Genomic DNA, 22,026 nt, shown 5'->3' with positions numbered 1-22,026 from the left:
CATTTCCCTAGCTGTTTTGGGGCTGGATGCCACGTGCCGTTGCATGGGAGGCCAAGCCAACGCGCACGGCACCGATCCAGACCAGCGCAGAACCTACCAAGTGGGCCACCACCAGCAGCTCTGGCAAGCTGGTCACGGCCTGGACCACCCCGATCAGCCCCTGCCCGGCCAATACCCAGATGAATAGCTTGGCCTTGTGCGCCACAACCGGAACTTGCTGCTGTCTTGCCTGATGCCACAGCACCAGGGCAACAACCAGCGCGCCGACGGCTGCGGCGGCATGCACGATGGTGATCTGCAGCCAGTCGAAGCCCATCCGCGGGACCTCGGCCGAGTCCCCTGCATGCGGGCCTGATCCGGTCACCCCGGTGCCGATGATGACCAGCAGTGCGCTGATCGCCACGAGCCAGGTTCCCATCGACTTGAGCAAATCGGTGCTGGCCGCCTCGCTGGCAAAGCCCAGATTCTGGACCTTGTCCCAAGTTGCCGCCGCGGCGGTGAGCAGCAAGGTTGCGGCCAGGAAATGCGCGGCCACGACATAGGGGTTCAGTTTCACCCAAACGGTGATTCCGCCGATGACCGCATTGAGCACGACAAGCCAGAATTGGAACCATGCCCATCGGGTGATGCCCGGAACCGGCTCGCGTTGCAGGCGGGCGGCAATGATGACCCAGCCGACGGCCGCGCACAGCACAAAGGTGAGCAGCCGATTCACGAACTCGATGGTCGCGTGAATTCCCATTTCAGCGGTTGGGGCGATGGAACCGCCGGTGCAGGTTGGCCAGTCCGGGCAGCCCAGCCCGGAACCGGTGACGCGCACGACACCGCCGCCGACGATAATCAGGATTGCCGCGATCATCGCCGAGAGCGAGGCCGCCTTGAGCGAGCGCCGCTCCAGCCTGATCCGCTGCGCCAGCCACGCGAAGGGAGTCGTCAAAGTTCCAGTTCCTTAATGGCGCGTTCCTAGCCGCCGATGTTCACCACAATGCCGTCGCGTCCGGCATTCGCCTGCGGCATGGCAGCCCAGGCGATGGAACGGTCCGAGCCGAGCACCAGCTGGGCCAGGTAGGCGTTGGCATCCGTCGAGAAGATGACTGCCTGGGCGTCGTCGGAGACCGACTTCGGATCAAAGACAATGCTTTGGCCGGCCTTGATCTGCAGTTTCTCTGGGTCCTCCAGCTTGCCGTCCTTATTGACGACCACTGCTTCCACCGCCGAGTCCGCCGCGACGGCGGCGATGGCGAATTTGCCGGTGCCGTTAGCCGACAGCGGCATGGCTTGCGTCCCGGCGAGCACATTGGAGCTGGCCGCCCACGCAGTGTCCGAGGAATCCTTGGGATCAGCGCCGCGGACCATCTTCACCGCTGCGGTGACCGGGGCATCGGATTCGACGACCACCGTGTAGTACCCGCCAGCCAACTGGTTCAGGTTCACGACCTTCGTGGCGTCCGAATCAACGGCAAGGTTCTCGTCGAAGCTGGCAGCAACTTCACCGTCAGCCCCCAGGACCTTCACCTTGAACCCGGCGCCCGAGGAGCCGGTCGCCGAGACATGCAGCTGCGGAACCAGGGATTTGTCGTCCTTGCTCAGCTTGGAAACATTTTCCTTGCTCTCGATCCACACGCCCGGAATCACCTGGCTGTTGGATGCCGTCGCGTTCGCGCCGACCAGTTCAACACCCGATGGGGTCAAGCCGCGCAAGGCGGCCTGCTGGACCGAGGCGGTGATCTTGCCGCCGAGGCTGGTGACCTCGGCCGAAATGGAATTCAAATCCTGCGCATAGCCGCCGAGCACGATCGCCCGGCTCTCCCCCGCTGCCAGGACAATGTTCTGCAGCGTGGAGGTGTCGATCAGGCCGTCCGGGCCCCGAAGACGCAGGGACACCTGGGCCGTGGTGTGCGTTGGGTTGGCCAAATGCATCACGCTGGTGGATCCGGTGCTGGTCTGCAGGCCGGTGAAGCGCCAGTTGGATGCCGGAGCCTGGCATGTTGCGGCGGCAAGCCCGGCGAGGTCGCCGTCCTTGGCCTGGTAGCTGCGCAGGGCGCTGCCCTTCGAAGCGAGTTGGCCCAGCGGCTGCAACGTGTAGACCTGGGTGCCATCGATATCGTTGGCAGTTGAGATCTTGCTGGCGCGCCCGGTCAGCCCCTCCTCATCGGCGCCACGGGCCTCGGCAGCTTCATCCTCGGCGATGCGCTCGGTCAGCTGACGCGCATCGCTGCCATCAAGCTTGGTGAAGGATGAACCGGGAATGCGTTTGGCCAGATCCGATACGGCAATGCTGCGCAGGTTGCTGGAAACATCCTTGGCGCCGGGGGCGAACTGCGCGTCGGTGCCTTCCACGCCCTTGAGCAGCTGCGGGGTTCCCGGGCAGACGCTGCTGGAGTCGCCGGCGGGCAGGTTCGTCACGGCAGCCGGCAACGACTTCTCGGCCGGTGCCGGGGCAAAAATCGATCCGGCGCCTACGACAGCTCCGGCGGCCACCACCGCAGCCAGGCTGAGCAGTACCGCGCCGGTTTTCTTCCGCACCGGCGCGGACACCGCATCCTTGGAAGCCGCGGCTCGGGCCTTGTCCAGCTTGTGGCGGCGCTCGGCTACCTTGCCGTCTGCAGGCTCCGCCTCCGGCTCGGCTGCCGGATGCGCAGCCGTGCTGGCAGCCGCAGGGGCAGCTTTCGCGGCTTTCCGTGCGCGGACCTTCTCCAACTTCTGGCGGCGCTTGGCGGCTTTCGGATCTTCCGGTGCTTGTGCCGTCGCGGCTTCTTCTCCGGACTGTGAATCGCCGGCCTTGGCCTTCCCTGCGGCAGCAACGGCTGCCGCGGCGGCACCAGCTTCTGGATCCTGGGCGGAGGAGGTCTTCGGCTCAGCCTCGCGCGCAGGTGCAGAATCGGCATTGCCGGCTACTGCCGTTGCGCTCTCCTCCTTGGCAGGCTCCGCCTCGGCGACGTGATCCGGCTTGGCAACCGGTCCTGGGTTGGCTGCTGCATCGGTCTTGCCGGCAGCGGACTCACCAGCCGTTGCCGGCTTGGCGGGCGCGGCTTCGGGGGCCACCGTGCTGGTCTTGGCGGAGTCGTCCTTGGCTGAGCCGTCCTGAACGGAATCAGGCTTGGGTGCCTGTTCCTGTGCTGCGCGCTTGCCTTCAGCCTGCTCGTCGGCCGGAACCGCAGCAGGCGAGGTTACCTTGCTGTCCTTTGCGCCGGAGTCCGCCTCGGGCAGCTGTTCTGGCTTTGGATCTTCCTGCTTAGCGGCCTTGGGCTCAGCCTTCGCGGCCTTCGCCGCTTCCTTCGCCTCGGTCTTGGCCCGGGTTTGGGCTTCCTTGGCGCGAGCCTTCTCCAGCTTGGCGTCGACCTTGGCCCTGGCCTTGGCGGCCTTGGCCTCGGCACGCGAGAGCGTCGCCGACACCGGGGTGGCATCCTTGGCTTCCGGCTGTGCCGAGACCGGCTTCGGGGCCGGGGTCTGTGCAGTTGGCTGGTCAGCAGAATCCGCTGAGTCCACGTTCTTCTCGTCGCTCACTACTTCTTCTCCTGCTCGGCATCAGCATCCGAAATCCGGTCGCTGAGCTTCGGGGTCAAGTTCTCGCGAATCTCGCTGGCGCGTTCGCGTGCCTCGCGGCGGCTCAACGGCATCGTTCCGGTGGCCGTTGCCGGGCTCTGGACTTCGGCCGCGGCCAGAACTGCCGAACCATCGGCAAGTTCTTCGTTCTCGCCGCGTGGTTCACGGAAGCGGTATTCGATGTTCCGGTAGTTGGCCAATCGGCGCGAACTTGGCACTGGAATGGCCAGCAGCACCGTGATCAGCAGAACTACTGCACTGAGCAGCAGCACCGGAATGGCCATGGAGTCCTTGTGCGACAAGGTCAGCTTGCCGCCCTCGGCAGGAAGCTCGTAGGCCTGGGCCCAACGGGTTTCCGAATCCTCGGGATAGGCCACCGAACGCAGAGATTCGCCATCGACGCTGGCGCGCAGCTTCGGATCCGACGCGGTAGCCAGGACCAGCGTGCGCTCGGAATCCGCGGCCGGGATCTGGAGATTCGTGATCTTGCCACGCTGGGTCGGCAAGACCGTCACGTCTCCATCGGCTGAGACGATCCGGGCAAAGCCAGCGCTTTGCTGCTCGTCATCGGCTTCGTAGTCCACGCGCCACAGCCAGCCGCTGTCGGTCTGGCCAACCGACGCCAACCCCGTTGCCGCATCCAAGGTGCGTACGGTCGCCGGGACGGATTCGCCGGTTTCGTTCAGCACCACGAAGCCCACGCCCAAGTCGCGCAAGGACTCGCGCGAGTCCAACGCGGATTCGGACAGCAGCATCGCTACGGCATTGCTCTGGACCTTTGCGGTGGCGGAATCTTCATTGCGCTCAGGCTCCAGCAGCGGACCGGCCAGCTGCTTGACCTGCGAGTAGCGGCTGATGCTGTCCAGCGTCTCGCCGGAACCCGACACCAGCTGGCTGTCGATCTCGCCGGAGGACCGCGGGCTGAGCACCAAGGTGCGCTTCTGGAACTCGGAGCGGCCTGCATCGGCTGCGGTTGCCGGCAGGGTGCGCGGCTGCGAGCCGTGGACCTGCTGGGCCGAGTTCATCGCGGTCAGCGTTTCGGATTCGGCTGCCGGATTGAGCTGGGCGCCGAGCAGCACGCAGCCCGAGGCCAGCACGGCAAGCACACTGAAAGCGGCCATCAGGCTCATCGCCGGACGGGAACCGGCGGCACGCATTGAGCGCGGCTGGTCCTCGTGGCGCAGGGCGGCCAACGCGTTGGCGGCAGCTGCCAGCAGCGCGAACATGGCGAAGGAAACGTACGGGCCGGTGTAGGCGCTCACCGCGGTATGCGAGTCCAGGGTGAAGGGCACAAAGCCGACGGCCCAGCCCGCTGCCAGCGACAGCACCGCGCCCCACAGCAGGCGGCGGGAGTTGCGGCGCATGCTGGCGCTGTGGCTGAAGGAAGAACTCAAGGTTCCGAAGACCGCCAGCGCGAGGATCGGGGCACCGACCAGCAGGGCTGCGACCAGGGCCCACGGTCCGGCAGGCAGGAAGTCCCAGCCCACCAGCGAGGCGTTGGCGTTGAAGGCTTCCGGGAAGCCCAGCAGCATCTGCCACGGGGCAGCCGGCGTGAACGCATTCGCGGCGCCGGGCTCAGTGAACAGCAGCCGCGCATCGCCCAGGCCGGCGAACAGCAGCGGAAGGTTCCACACGATCGCAGGCAGCGGGATCCACCACAGGCTGCGGGCGCGGCGCACCGAGAAGATGGCCAGCACGTAGACCAGGATGCTCGCGGTCAGGAAGAAGGAGACGGAGCCAGCGGAGATCACCCAGAGCAGCAATGCGGCGCTGGCCGAGGCGGTCCACGCGGAAACCGACTGCTGCTTCGCGTTCTTCGGCTTCGCGCCCTCGATCGCCACATGGACGTTCATGCCGCGGATAATCGCCAGGAAGAACAGCGGCAGCAAGATGTGGATCAGCACCGAGCCGATTCGTCCGGAAGCCAGCGAAGAAATCAGTGACGGCAGCAGCGCCCAGATCAGCGCGGCAAGGAACCGCACCGCGCGGGAGCGGCTGACCGCGCCAATCCCCCACCAGGCGGTGAGTGCTGCCAGCGGCATCGCGGCGAAGAAGAGATAGATGGAGGCTTCATTGGCATGGTTGAAGGTCACCAGCGAGAAAAGCCAGAACAGCAAGTCGGAATTATCCGGCGGGGCGCTCAAGCCGGTGGTGATGTTCTGCCACCAGGACAGCGCGTTGGCGCCGATTTCCCGGCTGCTGTTGGACAGCGGGCGCAGTGCGCCGCCGGACAGCGCGGTGGAGCCGAACAGGCTGCGCCATGCGATCAGGGAGGCCGCCGCGGAGAGCAGCAGAGCCAGGATCAGCGAGAGCACCGCGGTGGTACGCGGCGGACGGGCGATCCGCACGAAGTCGGAGAAGTTGTCGCCGCTGGGTTCAACCATGGCGTCGGCACCACTGCCATCGCCATAGACTTCGCCATCGGTCCGTCCCGTATTCACATTGCGGCGGTACTCGCGCACCTGGGCACCGGAGACCATCAGCTTGCGGACCTGGCGGCGCGGGATCTCGCGGATCTGGGCGACATTGCGGCGCGATGCCGCCAGCTTGCCCGGGGAGAACAGCCCGCGCAGCACCGATCCCAAATGGCCGAACCCGTGGCCCGGATCCTTGGCCAGCAAGGCCACGAGGAAGTGGCCGATGCCGCCGAGCAGCAACCCGATCCACAAGAAGGGCAGCACCGCTGGCGAAGCGAACTTCAGGCGCTGGAAGACCTCGGAGCGCTTGGCTTCGCGCGGACCAGCCAGCGAGTCGACAACTTCGACCTGGTGGTACATCTTGGCGCTGGGCACCACGACCACGCGGTGCCCGGCCAGGCGGTTGCGCCAGCACAGGTCCACGTCGTCGCCGCGGCCCGGGATCGCCGGGTCGAATCCGCCCAGCTGCTCGAAGACCTCGCGGCGGATGAACATGCCGGCGGAGGACACCGCGAAGTAGTCGCTGCGTCCGTCGTATTGGCCCTGGTCGACTTCGTCGATGTCGATCATGGTCAGGCGCTGGGCCTTGCGGTCGACGCTCAGGCCCACCTCCACCAGGTGGCGGGGGTTGTCGATGTCCAGCAGCTTGCATCCGGCAATGGAGACGGACTCGGAAGCCTCGACGGTGCGGGTCAGCTGTTCCAGCGCGTCGGGAGCAGGCATGGAGTCATCGTGGATGATCCACAGCCATTCGTCGCGGTCCGCACGCGCTTCGGGCAGCTGCGACACCGCCACTTCCAGCGACAGTCCCAACGACCCCTCATCGGCCACCAGCAGAGCGGCATTCGACGGCAAGTTCGCCCGCAGGACCTCTAGCGATGCGTCGGAGGACGATGCGTCGACTCCGACAAAGCGTTCGATAGGCCGCGACTGGTTGCGCAGTGCGGCCAAAGTGCGTGGTAAAAAGTCAGCGCCATCGTGCGAAGCAACGATGGCGGTGACGTGAATTGGCGGACGAATTAGATTGCTCGTTTCCGTAGACGGCGACGTTCACGCTCTGAGAGCCCTCCCCAGATTCCGAAGCGCTCATCATTGCTCAAGGCATATTCTAGACATTCCGAACGGACAACACATGCGCCGCAGACACGTTTCGCGTCGCGGGTCGAGCCGCCCTTTTCAGGGAAGAATGCCTCGGGGTCGGTCTGTGCGCACAGGGCACGGGCCTGCCAGCCCAGCTCACCCTCGTCAACTTCTCCGCCAACACCAAGCCATACTGCCTTGATGGTCTCGCGCACTTCGTCATCTTCATCGAGCTCCGGCGCCCAGGATCCAACCGAGGAGATTTCTTCGGTGTCGGATAACGTGTCGTGTTCTTTCAAGAAGTTGTCGGCCGCGGTCTCCAGATCGGCTGCAACTGCAACCCGTGCGGACTCACCGGCTTGAGGATCGACAAACCAGTCGGATGGTGCGTCCTCCAGCCCGTATTGAGCCGACGCAACAGCCGAGGTCGAAAATTCGGAGTACCCCTGCTCCAGATTCGCCATGGTGATGTTGACCTTTCGATTGGTTTGAGAAGATCGGACCATCACTGCTCCCGATCCATCCGGCAGCATTTATTCCATCGAACTAGCGAAAAGTGATGAACCTGCCGGGACTCACCATCTAATTACAGCCGTGTAACTCCGCTAGAGTCAAGTGGGGAGGTCATTCTAAGAAGACTTCTCAGGAAACTCCCGGCACAACACGCCGTCAAAAGATGCAGATGAGACGGGCATGTCCCGTCTTGGCTGAATTCTCGGTGAATTCTCAGTAATTAAAATTAAGGACACCCAATGAGCAACACCCTGCAATCAGGAACCTTTGTGGAGAATCTCCTCGCGCCGCGGCGCGCTTCGGCCTCGCCGTGGCTTACCTGGTACTCCGCCAGCGGGGAACGCATCGAGCTCTCCGGACGGGTATTCGACAATTGGGTCGCGAAAAGCGCCAATCTCCTGGGCGAGGTTTTCGACCTCGAAGAAGACTCGCTCGTGGTGCTTGACCTGCCAGCGCATTGGAAGTCGCTGGTGGTGGCCCTGGCCGCCCTGCATCATGGCGCCACGCTGGTTGATGCCGAGCATGATGATGCCCAGCAGGCAACGCTTTGGGTTACCGCCCAGCCGAATGATGAGCGCATCCCCGGCAGCTGTGAAATCCTCGCCGTGAACCCGGCAGCTCTCGCGCTGTCCTTCGGCTCGGATCTCGGCCCGGTCGCAGAAGACTTCAATGCCTCCGTGCGTTCCTATGGGGACCAGTTCTATCCCTCGCCGGTTGCTGGTGATGCAGCAGCCATCGCAACCAATGGCGGCGCCCCGATCAGTCTTGCCACGCTCTTCGGTGCCGAGGCGAAGAGCCAAGGAACCATTCTCGTGCGTGCCCAGCTGCCTGTGCTCGACTTGCTACCTTATGCCATCGGCCAGTGGGCGGCAGGAGATGGAATTGTGCTAGTCGAAGATGGAGTGGAAGTGACCGCGCGCCTGCGCGACGGCGAACGCATCAGCTTCGACTATTCGCCTCAGGACTAGCGAACCACCGTCGGCACGGTGCCGGTATCGCCCTGGCCAGCGGAACCCGCTGGTTCGGTGTCGGTATCGGCCTTGTGCTTGCCCAGAACCTCGTGGTCATGGGCAAAGGCTTCTTCCTGGTCCATCTCCTTGCCGAAGACCCAGAAACGGTAGGCGAAGAAACGGAAAATCGTGCCGAGCACCAGGCCGACGACCGAACCTGCGATGAACACCGAAGTCGGATCGGTCAGGCCCAACCAGTATTTGGTGACCCACACGCAGGCCGCTGCAATGCCCAGGCCGATGGCATTCATGATGATGAACATCACCAGTTCGCGCAGCACATTGGCCTGGCGGCGGTGGCGGAAGGTCCAGTAGCGGTTGGCTACCCAGGAGAACATCGTCGCGACGACACCAGCGACGATCTTTGCCTTGACCTGCGAATCGCTCATGGGACCATGCAGGAGCCAGACGTAGATCCCCGAGTCGATGACGAACGCAACGCCACCGACCACGCCGAACTTCGCCACCTCACGCCACAGCAGCGAGATGAGTCCGGCTATTTTGAGTTTGATGCGCTCGAGCAATTGTCCTCCAGGGAATGAAGTTCCCGTCTGGCTAGCAGTAACAAGGCGCGCTCAGCACTGGGAAAAGCGCGCGATCTTGCCATTTTATCGGCACTTTCTGGAAATTGGCCGAATTCTGAGAGTAATCAGACATCGCGCATGCGATTCTCCACGCCGCTTTCGTTACCCTTGTAATCGTGAGCTTTCCAAAAATTGGTGTGATTGGTGGCGGGCAGCTGGCCCGAATGATGGCCCCCGAGGCCTTGAACCTAGGTTTTGAACTGCATGTTCTCGCCGAAGGTCCGGATGTTTCGGCTGCGCGCTGCGTTCCCGACGCACCGGTAGGCGATTACAAGGACCTCGATACCCTGCGCGAATTCGCCAAGGGCAAGGACGTCGTCACCTTCGACCACGAGCACGTTCCTAATGAATTCCTGACCACCCTGATCAATGAGGGCGTGAACATCCAGCCGCGTCCGGCAGCGCTGATCCATGCCCAGGACAAGCTGGTCATGCGCGAGGCCATCGAGCGCCTCGGCCTGCCCAACCCTGCCTGGGCCAAAGTCGACGACGTCGAGGCGCTGATCGCTTTCGGCGAGCAGACCGGCTGGCCCATTGTGCTCAAGACCCCGCGTGGCGGCTACGACGGCAAGGGCGTGCGCATGCTCGACGGCATCCAAGATGCCAAGGATTCCGCCGACTGGTTCGCCAACGGCCCGCTGCTGGCCGAAGACAAGGTTGACTTCTCCCGGGAGCTGTCCGCATTGGTGGCCCGCACCCCTTCGGGCGAGGCCAAGGCGTGGCCGGTGGTCCACACCATCCAGGTCGATGGGGTCTGCGACGAAGTGATCGCGCCCGCCCAGGACATCGACGAGGCTACCGCTGCCACCGCGGCCGAAGCCGCCCTGCGCATCGCCGAGGAATTCGGCGTCACCGGCGTCATGGCCGCCGAGCTCTTCGAAACCCCGGGCGTCGGCGCCGGCTTCGTGATCAACGAATTGGCCATGCGCCCGCACAACACCGGGCACTGGACGATGAACGGCTCGGTCACCAGCCAGTTCGAGCAGCACCTGCGTGCGGTGCTGGATCTGCCGCTGGGGGAAACCCGCGAGCTGGGTGTGACCGTCATGAAGAACTACCTCGGCGGCGCCAACCAGGACCTCTACTCCGCGTTCCAGGCCGCGCTGGCCGCCGGCCCGGAAGTCAAGGTGCACGCCTACGGCAAGTCCGTGCGACCGGGCCGCAAGATCGGCCACGTCAACGTCGTGGCAAACGCAGGGCAAAGCGTAGATGAACTTCGTTCGCAGGCGAACAAGGTGGCCGCGCTAATCCGCGACGGCGCCGGCACCGCCAACTAGCATTTATATTAATCAAGAGCCGCTGCCTGCCGGGCAGCGGCTCTTACTGAAGCACTGCAAGGAAATATCTGATGACTCAAGCACCACTTATCGGCCTCGTAATGGGTTCTGATTCCGATTGGCCGGTGATGCGCCTGGCCGCGCAGGCGCTGGCCGAATTCGGCATCCCCTTTGAAGCGGATGTCGTTTCGGCGCACCGCATGCCCGAGGAAATGATCGATTACGGCAAGAAGGCCCACGAACGCGGGCTGCGCGCAATCATCGCCGGCGCAGGCGGCGCAGCGCATCTTCCCGGCATGCTCGCAGCTGTTACACCGCTGCCAGTGATCGGAGTTCCAGTTCCACTGGCTAAACTAGATGGAATGGACTCCCTGCTCTCCATCGTCCAGATGCCCGCAGGAGTCCCCGTAGCAACTGTTTCCATTGGCGGAGCCCGCAATGCCGGCCTGCTGGCCGTGCGCATGCTCGCAGCGGGAACCGATGAGCTAGCCGAGTCGTTACAGGTAAAGTTGCTTCAGTTTGCAGATTCGCTGCGCGAGCAGGCCCATGCCAAGGGCTCGGCTCTGCGCGATGAAGTTGCCAACGAGAATTTCGCCTCCTAGGGAAAGTCCAAAAGTACATGGGTTCTGCCAGTCACCGCGCACCAAGTCCGTTGCGCCAGCCGGAGACCATCACCTCTCCGCAGCGCAGCAAGCGTGCCCTGATCCTGGTCCTGCTGACCATCTTCTTCCCCGGCGGCGCCCAGCTGGTTGCCGGAAATCGCAAGCTCGGACGGATCGCGGTGTCCATCACCATGCTCTGCTGGGTGGCGGTGCTGGCGCTGGTTGCCCTGTACTTCATTGACCGCTCGATCCTGCTCGGCTGGGCGGCCCACCCGAACTTCCAGCTGTTCCTGATCATCGTGCTCGGCACGCTGGCGCTGGGCTGGCTGATCATGTTCATCAACACCCTGGTGATCATCCGGCCCAAGCTGCTGGCCCCGGGCATGCGTGCCATCGTCACCGTCTTCACCCTGGCAGCCGTGGTGGCCACCAGCGGCCTGTTCGTCTACGGCGCCTCGATGCTGAACACCGGACGCGAAACGATTCAGGCAGTTTTCGACGAGGGCCCGGCCTTCGATCCCATCGACGGCCGATACAACATCGCGGTGTTCGGCGCCGACTCCGGTGCCAACCGCGACGGCGTGCGCACCGACGTTGCGGCGCTGCTGTCCGTGGATGCCAAGACCGGCAAGAGCCTGCTGATCTCGGTGCCGCGTAACTTCCAGAACGCACGCTTCGCCCCGGGCTCACCGATGGAGAAAATATGGCCGAACGGCTACAACTGCGGTGACGAGTGCATCTTCAATTCCATCTACCGCAACGCCGAAATGGAGCATGCCGATGCGTTCCCCGACTCGGTGAAGAACGTCGGCGCGCAGGCGGCCATGGACGCGCTGGAAGGCACCACCGGCCTTCCGGTCCAGGGCTACGTCATGGTCAACATGGCCGGCTTCGAGCAGTTCGTCGACGCCCTGGGTGGCGTCACCATCAACTCCGGCGGCTGGGTTCCGTACAACGGCAAGTACTACGAGAACAGCACCGTGCGCACCCACTGGTTCGCCCCGGGAACCCATGAATTCACCGGCAAGCAGGCCCTGTGGTTTGCCCGCTCGCGCGACTTCACCGATGACTACCACCGCATCAAGCGCCAGCAGTGCTTGCAGCAGGCAATCATCAAGCAGTTCACCCCGCAGACGATCCTGACCAATTTCACCTCCATCATGTCCGCTGGCGAACAGCTGGTGGAAACCGACATTCCTGCCGGCCAGCTCAGTTCCTTCGTCTCCCTGGCCGAAAAGGTGTCCAAGGAGCCGATGGGCCGCCTGACCCTCGGTGCCCCGGACTTCGAACGCAGCTTCTCCACCTACCCGGACTTCGACAAGCTGCAAGAGCGCATCCAGTCGCTGATCGCGAAGCAGAACGAACCGAAGAAGGAAAAGAAGAAGGACAAGGCCGAGAAGAGCGAGGATTCCTCCAAGTCCTCGGCTCCGGAAGAAACCACCGAGGCCTCTGAAGAGACGTCGGAAACCACCGGCGTGAACAATGCTCCGAAGCTCTCCAACAAGGAGGAGCAGGAATTCACCCAGCCAGATGGCAGCCCAATCACCGAAGAATACTTGGTGAATCTCGAAATGGCTGGCTACCGCACGTTGATTTCGGAGATCGCTGCCAACAACGACGAATGCTCGGTTCCATAAACGGTTAAGACCCCCCGACCGCCATGCGACCCACTTACCGCTCTTGAAAGGCTATGGTCAAAAGACGTGTTCGAGTTGAAAAACGCGATTAGGGACTACCACTGGGGATCTGCTTCGCAGATTTCCGATCTGCTGGATCTGCCTGCGGAAACCACCCCGCAGGCCGAAATGTGGCTCGGCGCCCACCCCGGGTGCCCGAGCCGGCTCTCCGATGACGGCACCGCGCTCAACGATTTCATTGCCCAGGACCCGGAGCGCATTTTGGGTTCGGCGGTTGCCGAGCGCTTCGGACGCCTGCCGTACCTGTTCAAGGTGCTCTCGGCGACGCAGCCGCTGTCGATCCAGACGCACCCGACGCTGCAGCAGGCGCAGGAACGCTTCGCCCAGGAAAATGCCCAGGGCAAGCCGTTGGATGCCGCCGACCGCAACTACCGCGATGACAACCACAAGCCGGAAATGCTGTTCGCCTTGACCGACTTCGTGGCGCTCTCCGGGTTCCGCCAGCCAGCGCAGATCGTTGAAGACCTGCAGTTGCTGGCCGCGCACCTGCCGGACTCGGCCCAGGCCCCGGTCAGCCAGCTCGTCGGCCTGCTGCAGGGCAGCGATCCGCTGGCCGCGATTTTCAAGCATGTGCTGACCGCCGGGGACGAAATCTCCCAGCTGGTACGCCAGATCAGCGATGCAGTGGCGGCCAGCGGCGAGCTGCAGCGCAACGTGCATTTCGCCGAACTGGTGTCGATCAGCAAGATCTATCCGGGCGATCCAGGGGTCCTGGTGGCGTTGCTGCTGAACCTGGTCTTCCTCGAACCGGGCCAGGCCATCAGCTTGGGTGCGGGCAACGTCCACGCCTACCTGCGCGGTTTGGGCATCGAGGTCATGGCCAATTCGGACAATGTGCTGCGCGGCGGGCTGACCAGCAAGCATATTGATGTTCCCGAGCTGCTCGATGTCACCATCGCCCAGCCCTCCCCTGCCCCGTTACTGGAGCCGGTGGCGCTGGATACCCACGACCGGCTGTACAAGCCGGACTTCGAAGAGTTCCAGCTGCAGGTTCTCGATCCCACCGAACCCGGCCTGGCCGCCGACCTGCAACTGCACGGTGCCGCCGTCCTGCTGTGCACTGCCGGCGAGTTCCTGGTGGCCACCCGCGAAGGCGAGCACCACATCAGCCGCGGCCAGTCGCTGTTCCTCAGCGCGGCCGAGCTGCCGGCCACCGCCACGCTGCAGGGCATCGTGCCGGGCCAGCTCTTCGCTGCCAGCGCCCAGATCGACTAGCCGCGCTGCCGCAAGGCCCCGAAACGAAAACTGCGAGCCATGGACTTGTTTCAAGTCCATGGCTCGCAGTTTTGCAAGCAGCTAGCGGCTAGCGGGTGTACGCTTCCCACTTGTCCTGGTGGTGCTCGCCATCGACGAAGCGGATGGTGCCGGACTTGGCACGCATCACGATCGACTGGGTGTGGATGCGGCTGTTCTTGTAGCGCACCCCGCGCAGCAGATCGCCATCGGTGATACCGGTCGCCGCGAAGTAGCAGTTGTCCGAGGTCACCAGGTCGTTGGTGGTCAGCACGCGGTCCAGCTCGTGGCCTGCGTCGATGGCCTTCTGCTTCTCATCGTCGTCGGTTGGCCACAGGCGGCCCTGGATCACGCCGCCCAATGCCTTGATGGCGCAGGCAGTCACGATGCCCTCGGGGGTGCCGCCGATACCCATCAGCGCGTCAACGCCGGTGCCTTCGCGGGTTGCGGCAATGGCGCCGGCAACGTCGCCGTCCATGATCAGCTTGGTGCGCGCACCAGCCGCGCGGATCTCTTCGATCAACCCGGCGTGGCGCGGGCGGTCAAGGATGGTCACGGTCACTTGGCTGATCTTCTTGCCCTTGGCCTTGGCGATCAGGTGCAGGTTCTGCTTCACCGGCAGGCGGAGGTCGACAAGCTCGGCTGCCTCTGGCCCGGTGACCAGCTTCTCCATGTAGAACACTGCCGAAGGGTCGAACATCGAACCACGGTCGGCAACAGCCAGCACGGACAGGGCGTTGTTCAGGCCCAGGGCGGTGAGCCGGGTTCCGTCAATCGGGTCAACTGCGACGTCGCACTCGGCGCCGGTTCCATTGCCAACCTGTTCGCCGTTGAACAGCATCGGAGCTTCGTCTTTTTCGCCTTCGCCAATCACGACAACGCCATTGAAGTTCACGGTGGACAGCAGGCCGCGCATGGCGTCGACTGCGGCACCGTCTGCGGCGTTCTTGTCACCGAAACCAACCCATGGCGAGGAAGCGATGGCTGCCGCTTCGGTTGCGCGCACCAGCTCCAGTGCCAGGTTGCGGTCCGGCTCCGCGTCGGAAACCGACAGTCGCGGAGAAAGGTGGGCAAAATTGTTCTTTTCGGTCACGAAAGATCCCATCACTGAGTCGTAGTCATTGCGCCTATGCAAACAAGGCCATTCTATCCCCTAGGGTTTTCCCTTTACAGTTCGTGTCGGGCGCACCTGATCATCGGTGGACGTGCGATTGGGCACTCCAGTTCGAATTACACAGAATCTTCGGGGAGAATGGAAGGCGTGGAACCTGAGAACAACACCGAGAACAACGCCCAGGCAGCCGCCAATGCGGCAAGCGGTACGCAGATGCCTGCCACGGCTCGTCGAAGCCTCGACGATCCCAACGCCACCTTCGAGGACCTGCCGTTCAAGCCGCAGCTGACCGAGAAGCAGGCCAAGCGCGCGAACCAGACCTTCAAGGGCATGGTGCTGTCCATCGGTTTCACTATTGCCATCCTCATTCCGGTGCTCATGCTCAACCCTGCGCCCAAGGACGACGCGTTTGAAAGCGACGTCAACCTGCAGGCCACCGCAGAACAGACGGAGAAGATTTCAGGCTTTGAGATCTTCGCCCCGGAATTGGGCGAGAAGGAATATGCGAACTTCGCCCGCTGGCAGGCTAATACCGCACAGGGCGTCCCCTATTGGGAATGCGGACTGGTCTTCGAGAACAAGGACTTCGTGTGGGTTCGCCAAGCCGCTGAAGCCAACCCGACCTGGATTGCCCTGATCACCGATGCGGCGGTGCCAACCGAGACCCGCACCATCGGCGGAGCCCAGTGGGAAGTGCGCACCAAGGACCAGGGCACCTACCTGATCTCCGAGTTCAAGGACTCCACCGTAGTGCTGTCCAGCGACACCTCTGACGAGCAGCTGAACGTTGTTGCTGAACAGGTTGCCAGCGAACTGGGTTAAGTCACGTTAACGGGGATAGCCAGTCACATATTCGATATTCGAATACATTCCCGTAGAATCTGAGTCATGCACGCAGAATCAAAAAAACCATCCATGACTCCTCAAGAGGCGTGGGAAAAGCTCAGCGCAGGAAATTTCCGTTTCGTCAATGACGATACCCAGCACCCTAACCAGGACAGTGCACGACGCGAGGAGCTGATTTCCGGCCAGGAACCCTTCGCTGTCATCTTCGGCTGCTCGGATTCCCGGCTTGCCGCTGAGATCATTTTCGACGTGGGATTGGGTGACATGTTCGTGGTGCGTACCGCGGGCCACGTCCTGGACCCGGCTAGCCTCGGTTCGCTGGAATTCGCCGTCGACATCCTCAACGTCCCATTGATCGTAATCCTCGGGCACAACTCCTGCGGTGCGGTCACCAGCGCCATCAAGGTCAAGGAATCGGGCAACATGCCCAAGGGCTTCGTGCGCGACCTCGTTGAGCACATCACCCCATCGGTCCAGGCCGCCGAGCGCAAGGGCATCACCGACGTGAACGGCACCGTCGTCGAGCACGTCAAGCAGACCACCGACCGCCTCGTCGATTTGTCCAGCATCATTGCGCTGGCTATCGAAGAAGGCCGGACCGCAGTCGCGGGCGTGTCCTACCACCTGCACGATGGCCGTGCCCAGCTGGTCTCCAGCCTGGGTCTCGACTAAGAACTCGAAGTTCTCGGGAAAAGCCTTGTAAAACGGCTTTTATTCCCATTTCGGCGAAGCGTCACTGTTGGTTGTGATGTTTACGTCAGAGCCCTGTCCTTTGATTGCGGTTCGGGCGTACTCTGGGCTCATGACTAACAGTGACGATTTCCGCATCGAACATGACACCATGGGCGAAGTCCGGGTTCCCGCTCAGGCCCTGTACCGCGCGCAAACCCAGCGCGCTGTCGAAAATTTCCCGATCTCGGGCAAGACCCTGGAATCCTCGCATATCAAGGCCCTGGCCCAGGTCAAGAAAGCCGCCGCCCAAGCCAATCTGGCGCTGGGGGTGCTGGATGAAGAACGCGCCACCGCCATCGTGGCCGCGGCTGATCAGGTCGCTACCGGCCAATACGATGAGCACTTCCCGATCGACGTGTTCCAGACCGGATCCGGAACCAGCTCGAACATGAACACCAATGAGGTGCTCGCCGAACTGGCAACCCGCGCCCTGGAATCCAAGGGCAGCGGCACCGAGGTCCACCCGAACGACCACGTGAACGCGTCGCAGTCCTCCAACGACGTCTTCCCCACCTCCGTGCACGTTGCCGTCACCGGAGCGCTGATCAACGACCTGGTCCCGGCGTTGGGCACTCTGGCTTCCGCACTGGAAGCGAAGTCTGCCGAGTTCAAGGATGTAGTCAAATCCGGCCGCACCCACCTGATGGATGCCACCCCGGTCACCCTTGGCCAGGAATTCGGCGGCTATGCAGCACAGGTCCGCTACGGCATTGAACGCATCGAAGCCGCGCTGCCGCGAGTTGCCGAAGTTCCCTTGGGCGGCACCGCAGTAGGCACCGGCATCAACACCCCGGATGGCTTCCCCCAGCGGGTCATCGAATTCCTCCGCGAAGACACCGGGCTGCCCATCACCGAGGCGCGCAACCACTTCGAAGCCCAAGCCAACCGCGATGGCCTGGTCGAGGCATCGGCTGCTTTGCGCACCATCGCTATCTCGTTGATCAAGATCGCCAACGACCTGCGCTGGATGGGCTCCGGCCCGAATACCGGATTGGGCGAAATCGCGATCCCAGACCTGCAGCCCGGTTCCTCCATCATGCCCGGCAAGGTCAACCCAGTCATCTCGGAGGCAACCATCCAGGTGGCAGCCCAGGTCATCGGCAACGACACGGCCATCGCCTGGGCCGGGACCAACGGAGCCTTCGAGCTGAACGTGGGCATCCCGGTCATGGCCTCGAACCTGCTCGAATCCATTCGCCTGCTCTCCAACACTTCGACGGTGATGGCTGAGAAGATGATCGACGGCATCAAGGCCAATGTGGAACGCGCGCGCTTCCTGGCCGAAGCTTCCCCATCGATTGTCACCCCACTGAACAAGCTCATCGGCTACGAGAATGCCGCCAAGATCGCCAAGAAGGCTGTGGCCGAGGGTCTGACCGTCCGCGAGGCAACCATCGCGCTGGGCTTCGTCGAGCGCGGCGAAGTCACCGAGGAGCAGCTCGATGAGCTGCTGGATGTTTCCACCATGGTGGGCAAGCACTAGCTCCAGGCTATTGCACCCTCAGCTACCGCGGCCAGTTGCCGGCAACTGGCCGCGGTAGCTTGCTTAATCAGTTGGGGCGCAGCTAAATGAGCGGCCAAGTTTGGCGCAGCCGCCGTGGGGTGCCTCCAACGAACTAGAGCCAATGCCGTGAAGGTAAGCCGCGGTCTGAACAGTCAAATCAGATGACACCCCACCAAGTCAACAACGATCGTGACCGCGACCGTCGGCTGATGATGCCGTGAAGCACGGGCTTGATACTTCGACTCGGTAGGCTTCTCCGTACGGGACCCCGACCGTGAGCGTCTGGGCGGCAAGAGCGAATTCATGATCCTGGCCCCGACCCTTCCTGCTAGCCGGACCTAACCAGATGATTGGTCGGCCCGGCTGACAGTTTCGGGATCAAGGATGATACTGTCATGCACGGCATTCGATGCGACCACAAAACTAGCCCTGTCAGGATCAAGCAAGGGATCTTGATTCGTCGCTCCACTCATCACCGTGCGCAGTAGCTGTTCGGCAATTAGCAGCCCATGGATTTCCTGTTCCACCAGTTGCGGGTTTCTTGAACGCAGCACCGCACCGTCAAACAACGAGGATTACATCGCCCGGAAACAGGTTTCGATTTCCCACCGCTGGTTATAGATCCTTGCCAGTTCAGCTGTGTATCCTTGCTCAAGCCTGCACAGTGTTGTGACCCATCGGTAGAGCTCATTGCGTGATGATCCATCAGCCTCCTGCACGGTGATGCGAGCGCTGAGGACCCTCACCGGCACAGCTCCGATTTGTGAGATAAATGATCCGTCAGGCAGTGTCTTCAGCAGTGGCAACACCTTGTTTTTCCTGATCCTGACAAGGAATTCAGCCCCAGTATCTGCCAGTTCGCGCAGCAGGGCTGCGCCATCGAGGTTCCGGTCGGCAAGTATCAGCATGCCTGGGCTCAGGGAGGGGAACGATTGGCGGAAGTACTCATTCTCACCGGTCTGCGCGGTCCCGAACACGGCATCGATGATGCTTCGGGTGCCGCAGGCAATCACGGCCACCAGCCGTACGTGAGGGTATCCTGCCGTTATTCGTCCGGGGTGCTTGAGAAAGCGTTGGCGGTTCGCCATGCTATCGGGCACGCCCAGCACGGTGCCGTCCACGGCACAGAGGCGAAGCCCGCGGTACCAGGAATTCTTGCGGTTCACGGTGGCCACCGGGCCGCGCAGCATCTGGAAGATCCGGTGCATCGGGGCTACGCCCAGTCGGCGGCGGGCTAGAGCCAAATATTAGGCGCTGACCGTGGTCAGGGTCCGGCCGCCAAGGCCGAGTTTGGTGAATACCTGCCCGTAGCCCAGCGTGGTGAACAAGGACAATGCGATCACGAAATACACTACGACTCTGGACGGGATGCTGCGGCAGCGTTTCTGCACGGCGCCGGCCTCGTTCAAAGCTTCGTCGACTAGTTCGGTGAGCAGGTGATTGGAAAGATCTTCGAGGTGCCCGTCAACCCACGCATCATGGGATGGGCTGGATTCGGCTGGACTGGGTCCAGGGTGAGATGACGACAAGGAAAGAACTCCTATTTTGAGTTTTAAGCGTCGAATACTTACATGATTAACAGGGGTTCTTTCGTTCTTAAAGCCTAGTCAGGGCTTGCCTCACATTTTAAGACTAAGGTCGGTTTCAGGTGGACGTGGTGAGGCTTTCGTTCACTTCACGGCAATGGGTCTAGCTAGGTAAAATCGTCATCACCTGGGCAATTAGGCGGCAACTGCCAGACATGACTGCAGTTGCCGCCCGACCCGTAGTCGGGGACCGCGCTACAGATCCTTCTTGCAGGCCGGGGTGTCGTTCGCAGAGGGATTCCACGCGTACAAGCCGCCCGCCACTGGGAGGAACAGCAGCGCCGGAAGCCATTGGAACGCGGCCAGTAGTACGAGGGCAACTAGCAGGACGACCAGAGCGGCGATATTTGCAGTCTTAACCATGTCATCTCCATGCGAAGTATTTGGTGGCGACTATTGCTAAGCGAGTCTATCCGTACTTTGCATTGGCTGCAATCAGAATGTTGAAACCATCACTTTTAGTACATTTTGATTCTAAAAGTACAAATTTCTGTAGGCAGCCAACGCGCCGCAAGATACACCTGTTCATCCATGTCAAAGCTAGCTTCAACTCTGGTCTTCTTGATCCACGCCATCAACAGAATAACAATGGATCGTTAATTTTTTAGAAACTTGCTTGACTTAAAAACTGACTGCTTTTCGTTTTTACTTAATCGCCACTGTTGCTCCGGAACGATGCAGAAGCTCGTGTTTGGCCATGAGCCAATGAAGACAAATCCTTTTCAAGTGTCATGCTGAGGTGAAGTACGCGATGTCGAGGATGAAGAAACTCTTGGCCTAACTCTGCGTGGTGGGTACTTTGGCGCTTTCGTTAGTTGCAGCATCTCTGTCGCACAAACGAATTCCGCGCAATCTGCGGCATCTGTTCAGATAAGCTGCAAATATACGGGAGGGATTACCAGCTGCAACAGGATTGCCCCTGTTGGGTGCTGCGGCTCTGGACGCGGTGTTGGCGTCGGTGTGACCACCCACCGCAAAGGTGGAATCATCGTTTCAGCCGCGCTCTTCAAGCGGATTTCCTGGCAGTGAGGTTAAACCCGGAGCTACAGCATTTACGTCGGGACGACTTTCACTGCCGTGGTGACGATGGAAGATAACACGACGACTCGTCCATACCCAACATGTTCGCTCGGCTGAACTGCCACAGACTGATTCACAGTTGCAGTAACTGAAGGGGCCGGAAGTTCGTCTCAAACTAAAGCGGATGCTCAGCCCCTTCAGTTCACCGTAGGTTGCCGTGGCATTTTCACCGTTTATGCGAATGCACCGGTCTCGGCATTCCATTCCACACATGATGCATGAGGACGGACAATCGCAACCTCGTACAAAGGTGTGTCCACCGGTGGCCAGTTCGCAACTGAAGCAAAGTCCGAGGCGACGGGCTTACCGCTCACTCCGGCCCGCCAGCAGGCGTTTTCCACGGGCGCTCGGGCGTATCCCATAGCCGATGTGCCCGCCAACTTCGCGGAGGAAATCATTGCCCAGCTCGTGACGCAAGCTGGCCGCACCCACGTATTCATCGCCATGCACTAGCCACAGTGTGCTTTGCGCAACGAATCCTTCTGGTAGCGCGAAGTCCGGCTTTTCCAGATCCTTGAGCAGCTGCACCCATTGAACGAAGTCGTCCGCGTTGTGCAGATCCCAGCCGTATTTGGCAGCGAAGAAGACGGAAGCGCCGTCTTGATCCGCTCCCGCCCATTCTGCACTGCTCCGCATGAAGGAAGCGTGGAGTGAGGCAGTTGGTTCAATCAGTTCAATCCCGGTCATGGAGCAAGCCTATGCTCATGCCGTCGGCAAGTGATTGCAGGACTCATCAGCTGGCGAAGTATCCGCCGGGCCGCGGGGACAGGGCCCACTGCACAGCCCGTTCGTGCAGCGGCGGGAGCTCTGGCCGATCAGCTAGCTCGAAATATCCCACTTCCAGGTTCTCGTCGTCATTGACCTTCGCATCGCCAGACACATGGCGGGCCTTGAAGACCACGTCGAGGTACTGGGCGTGATCCCCATTGGGATAAACCGTTGGCGCGGTCACTCCGACACCCAACAGGTCCGTGATCTCGCATTCAACGCCGGTCTCTTCCAGGACTTCGCGATGCGCAGTGTGCGATGGTTCTTCGCCAGGGTCGATAATCCCCGCCGGCAGGGTCCATTGCCCATTGTCGGCACGGCGCACCAGCAGCACTCGGCTGTCCCGGAAGACAACAACTTTCACCCCGGAGAGCCACAGCGGTTCATGTCCGATACGTTGCCGAAGATGGGTGATGAATTCAGGAGTTGCCATGATT

General features: G+C 62.0%; 20 protein-coding genes. 8 read left to right on the top strand and 12 right to left on the bottom strand.

From position 1 onward, the window contains the following. Window positions 1-7: 7 nt before the first annotated feature. The 4 genes from ACR9WD_RS03880 to ACR9WD_RS03865 are packed head-to-tail and all read right to left on the bottom strand — an operon-like array spanning window position 8 to window position 7,507. Entirely contained in the window at window positions 8-937 is a 930-nt protein-coding gene (locus ACR9WD_RS03880; protein WP_434922771.1) for a COX15/CtaA family protein, read from the bottom strand. 26 nt (window positions 938-963) lie between these two features. After that, complete coding sequence (locus tag ACR9WD_RS03875; RefSeq protein ID WP_434922770.1) at window positions 964-3,507, bottom strand: DUF5719 family protein; 2,544 nt, start codon at window positions 3,505-3,507, stop codon at window positions 964-966. Then, window positions 3,507-6,971: a glycosyltransferase family 2 protein gene (locus tag ACR9WD_RS03870; RefSeq protein WP_434923187.1), complete on the bottom strand. Its 3,465-nt coding sequence runs from the start codon at window positions 6,969-6,971 to the stop codon at window positions 3,507-3,509. Before ACR9WD_RS03870 ends, ACR9WD_RS03875 begins: the two co-directional genes overlap by 1 nt. 11 nt (window positions 6,972-6,982) lie before the next feature. Next, window positions 6,983-7,507, bottom strand: coding sequence for a WhiB family transcriptional regulator (locus ACR9WD_RS03865; RefSeq protein ID WP_073706835.1), 525 nt, complete (start codon window positions 7,505-7,507; stop codon window positions 6,983-6,985). 288 nt (window positions 7,508-7,795) lie between these two features. Here ACR9WD_RS03865 and ACR9WD_RS03860 point away from each other — a divergent pair, with 288 nt between their 5' ends. After that, a complete protein-coding gene (locus ACR9WD_RS03860) occupies window positions 7,796-8,524 on the top strand; it encodes a TIGR03089 family protein (RefSeq protein WP_434922769.1) in 729 nt (242 codons plus the stop codon). Here the strand turns inward: ACR9WD_RS03860 and ACR9WD_RS03855 are convergent. Continuing rightward, window positions 8,521-9,090: a GtrA family protein gene (locus ACR9WD_RS03855; protein WP_038989884.1), complete on the bottom strand. Its 570-nt coding sequence runs from the start codon at window positions 9,088-9,090 to the stop codon at window positions 8,521-8,523. The two genes, ACR9WD_RS03860 and ACR9WD_RS03855, sit on opposite strands and share 4 nt — an antisense overlap. A 176-nt stretch (window positions 9,091-9,266) precedes the next feature. On the opposite strand from ACR9WD_RS03855, the gene ACR9WD_RS03850 reads away from it, so the two are divergent. The 4 genes from ACR9WD_RS03850 (at window position 9,267) to manA (ending at window position 13,941) form a co-directional block, all read left to right on the top strand. Beyond that, window positions 9,267-10,427 (top strand): 5-(carboxyamino)imidazole ribonucleotide synthase, encoded by a 1,161-nt coding sequence (locus tag ACR9WD_RS03850; protein WP_073706623.1) that lies wholly within the window; start codon window positions 9,267-9,269, stop codon window positions 10,425-10,427. 71 nt (window positions 10,428-10,498) lie between these two features. Continuing rightward, on the top strand, window positions 10,499-11,029 hold the full coding sequence (gene purE / locus ACR9WD_RS03845) for a 5-(carboxyamino)imidazole ribonucleotide mutase (protein ID WP_066139796.1): 531 nt from the start codon (window positions 10,499-10,501) through the stop codon (window positions 11,027-11,029). A gap of 17 nt (window positions 11,030-11,046) precedes the next feature. Further along, window positions 11,047-12,666: an LCP family glycopolymer transferase gene (locus tag ACR9WD_RS03840; protein WP_434922768.1), complete on the top strand. Its 1,620-nt coding sequence runs from the start codon at window positions 11,047-11,049 to the stop codon at window positions 12,664-12,666. 66 nt (window positions 12,667-12,732) lie between these two features. Further along, window positions 12,733-13,941, top strand: a complete 1,209-nt coding sequence (manA, locus tag ACR9WD_RS03835; protein WP_434922767.1) for a mannose-6-phosphate isomerase, class I — start codon at window positions 12,733-12,735, stop codon at window positions 13,939-13,941. Window positions 13,942-14,029: 88 nt separating this feature from the next. Here manA and glpX read toward each other — a convergent pair whose 3' ends face one another. Further along, entirely contained in the window at window positions 14,030-15,064 is a 1,035-nt protein-coding gene (gene glpX / locus ACR9WD_RS03830) for a class II fructose-bisphosphatase (RefSeq protein WP_038989890.1), read from the bottom strand. A 156-nt stretch (window positions 15,065-15,220) separates the two neighbouring features. Between glpX and ACR9WD_RS03825 the strand changes: the two genes are divergently transcribed. From ACR9WD_RS03825 to ACR9WD_RS03815, 3 genes are all read left to right on the top strand, one after another. Continuing rightward, window positions 15,221-15,895 (top strand): DUF4245 domain-containing protein, encoded by a 675-nt coding sequence (locus ACR9WD_RS03825; protein WP_066139808.1) that lies wholly within the window; start codon window positions 15,221-15,223, stop codon window positions 15,893-15,895. 93 nt (window positions 15,896-15,988) lie between these two features. Then, window positions 15,989-16,591 carry a carbonic anhydrase gene (locus tag ACR9WD_RS03820; RefSeq protein WP_367651329.1) on the top strand — a complete coding sequence of 201 codons (603 nt, stop codon included), beginning with the start codon at window positions 15,989-15,991 and terminating at the stop codon, window positions 16,589-16,591. Between the two features lie 130 nt (window positions 16,592-16,721). Beyond that, window positions 16,722-18,134 carry a class II fumarate hydratase gene (locus ACR9WD_RS03815; RefSeq protein ID WP_434922766.1) on the top strand — a complete coding sequence of 471 codons (1,413 nt, stop codon included), beginning with the start codon at window positions 16,722-16,724 and terminating at the stop codon, window positions 18,132-18,134. Between the two features lie 359 nt (window positions 18,135-18,493). Here the strand turns inward: ACR9WD_RS03815 and ACR9WD_RS03810 are convergent, their stop codons facing one another. From ACR9WD_RS03810 to ACR9WD_RS03785, 6 genes are all read right to left on the bottom strand, one after another. After that, a complete protein-coding gene (locus ACR9WD_RS03810) occupies window positions 18,494-18,682 on the bottom strand; it encodes a hypothetical protein (protein ID WP_434922765.1) in 189 nt (62 codons plus the stop codon). A gap of 48 nt (window positions 18,683-18,730) precedes the next feature. Beyond that, complete coding sequence (locus ACR9WD_RS03805) at window positions 18,731-19,399, bottom strand: IS4 family transposase (RefSeq protein ID WP_434922764.1); 669 nt, start codon at window positions 19,397-19,399, stop codon at window positions 18,731-18,733. Window positions 19,400-19,402: 3 nt separating this feature from the next. Then, window positions 19,403-19,684, bottom strand: coding sequence for a transposase domain-containing protein (locus ACR9WD_RS03800; RefSeq protein ID WP_434922763.1), 282 nt, complete (start codon window positions 19,682-19,684; stop codon window positions 19,403-19,405). Window positions 19,685-19,936: 252 nt separating this feature from the next. Next, entirely contained in the window at window positions 19,937-20,104 is a 168-nt protein-coding gene (locus ACR9WD_RS03795; protein WP_434922762.1) for a hypothetical protein, read from the bottom strand. Window positions 20,105-21,124: 1,020 nt separating this feature from the next. Beyond that, complete coding sequence (locus ACR9WD_RS03790; RefSeq protein WP_434922761.1) at window positions 21,125-21,508, bottom strand: GNAT family N-acetyltransferase; 384 nt, start codon at window positions 21,506-21,508, stop codon at window positions 21,125-21,127. 46 nt (window positions 21,509-21,554) lie between these two features. Further along, a complete protein-coding gene (locus ACR9WD_RS03785; RefSeq protein WP_434922760.1) occupies window positions 21,555-22,022 on the bottom strand; it encodes an NUDIX hydrolase in 468 nt (155 codons plus the stop codon). Between the last annotated feature and the right edge of the window lie 4 nt (window positions 22,023-22,026).

The organism is Glutamicibacter sp. PAEs-4 (genome assembly GCF_051161755.1).
Taxonomy (GTDB): domain Bacteria; phylum Actinomycetota; class Actinomycetes; order Actinomycetales; family Micrococcaceae; genus Glutamicibacter; species Glutamicibacter nicotianae.
The sequence above is the reverse complement of the archived record's forward strand: the minus strand, read 5'-3'. Positions and strand labels throughout refer to the sequence as shown.

Bases quoted from the DNA above. Each gene is read 5' to 3' on its own strand.
- ACR9WD_RS03820 (WP_367651329.1), top strand. From the start codon at position 15,989: ATGACTCCTCAAGAGGCGTGGGAAAAGCTCAGCGCAGGAAATTTCCGT.
- ACR9WD_RS03795 (WP_434922762.1), bottom strand. From the start codon at position 20,104: ATGGTTAAGACTGCAAATATCGCCGCTCTGGTCGTCCTGCTAGTTGCC.
- ACR9WD_RS03785 (WP_434922760.1), bottom strand. From the start codon at position 22,022: ATGGCAACTCCTGAATTCATCACCCATCTTCGGCAACGTATCGGACAT.
- ACR9WD_RS03790 (WP_434922761.1), bottom strand. From the start codon at position 21,508: ATGACCGGGATTGAACTGATTGAACCAACTGCCTCACTCCACGCTTCC.
- ACR9WD_RS03865 (WP_073706835.1), bottom strand. From the start codon at position 7,507: ATGGCGAATCTGGAGCAGGGGTACTCCGAATTTTCGACCTCGGCTGTT.
- purE (WP_066139796.1), top strand. From the start codon at position 10,499: ATGACTCAAGCACCACTTATCGGCCTCGTAATGGGTTCTGATTCCGAT.
- glpX (WP_038989890.1), bottom strand. From the start codon at position 15,064: ATGGGATCTTTCGTGACCGAAAAGAACAATTTTGCCCACCTTTCTCCG.
- ACR9WD_RS03815 (WP_434922766.1), top strand. From the start codon at position 16,722: ATGACTAACAGTGACGATTTCCGCATCGAACATGACACCATGGGCGAA.
- ACR9WD_RS03860 (WP_434922769.1), top strand. From the start codon at position 7,796: ATGAGCAACACCCTGCAATCAGGAACCTTTGTGGAGAATCTCCTCGCG.
- ACR9WD_RS03840 (WP_434922768.1), top strand. From the start codon at position 11,047: ATGGGTTCTGCCAGTCACCGCGCACCAAGTCCGTTGCGCCAGCCGGAG.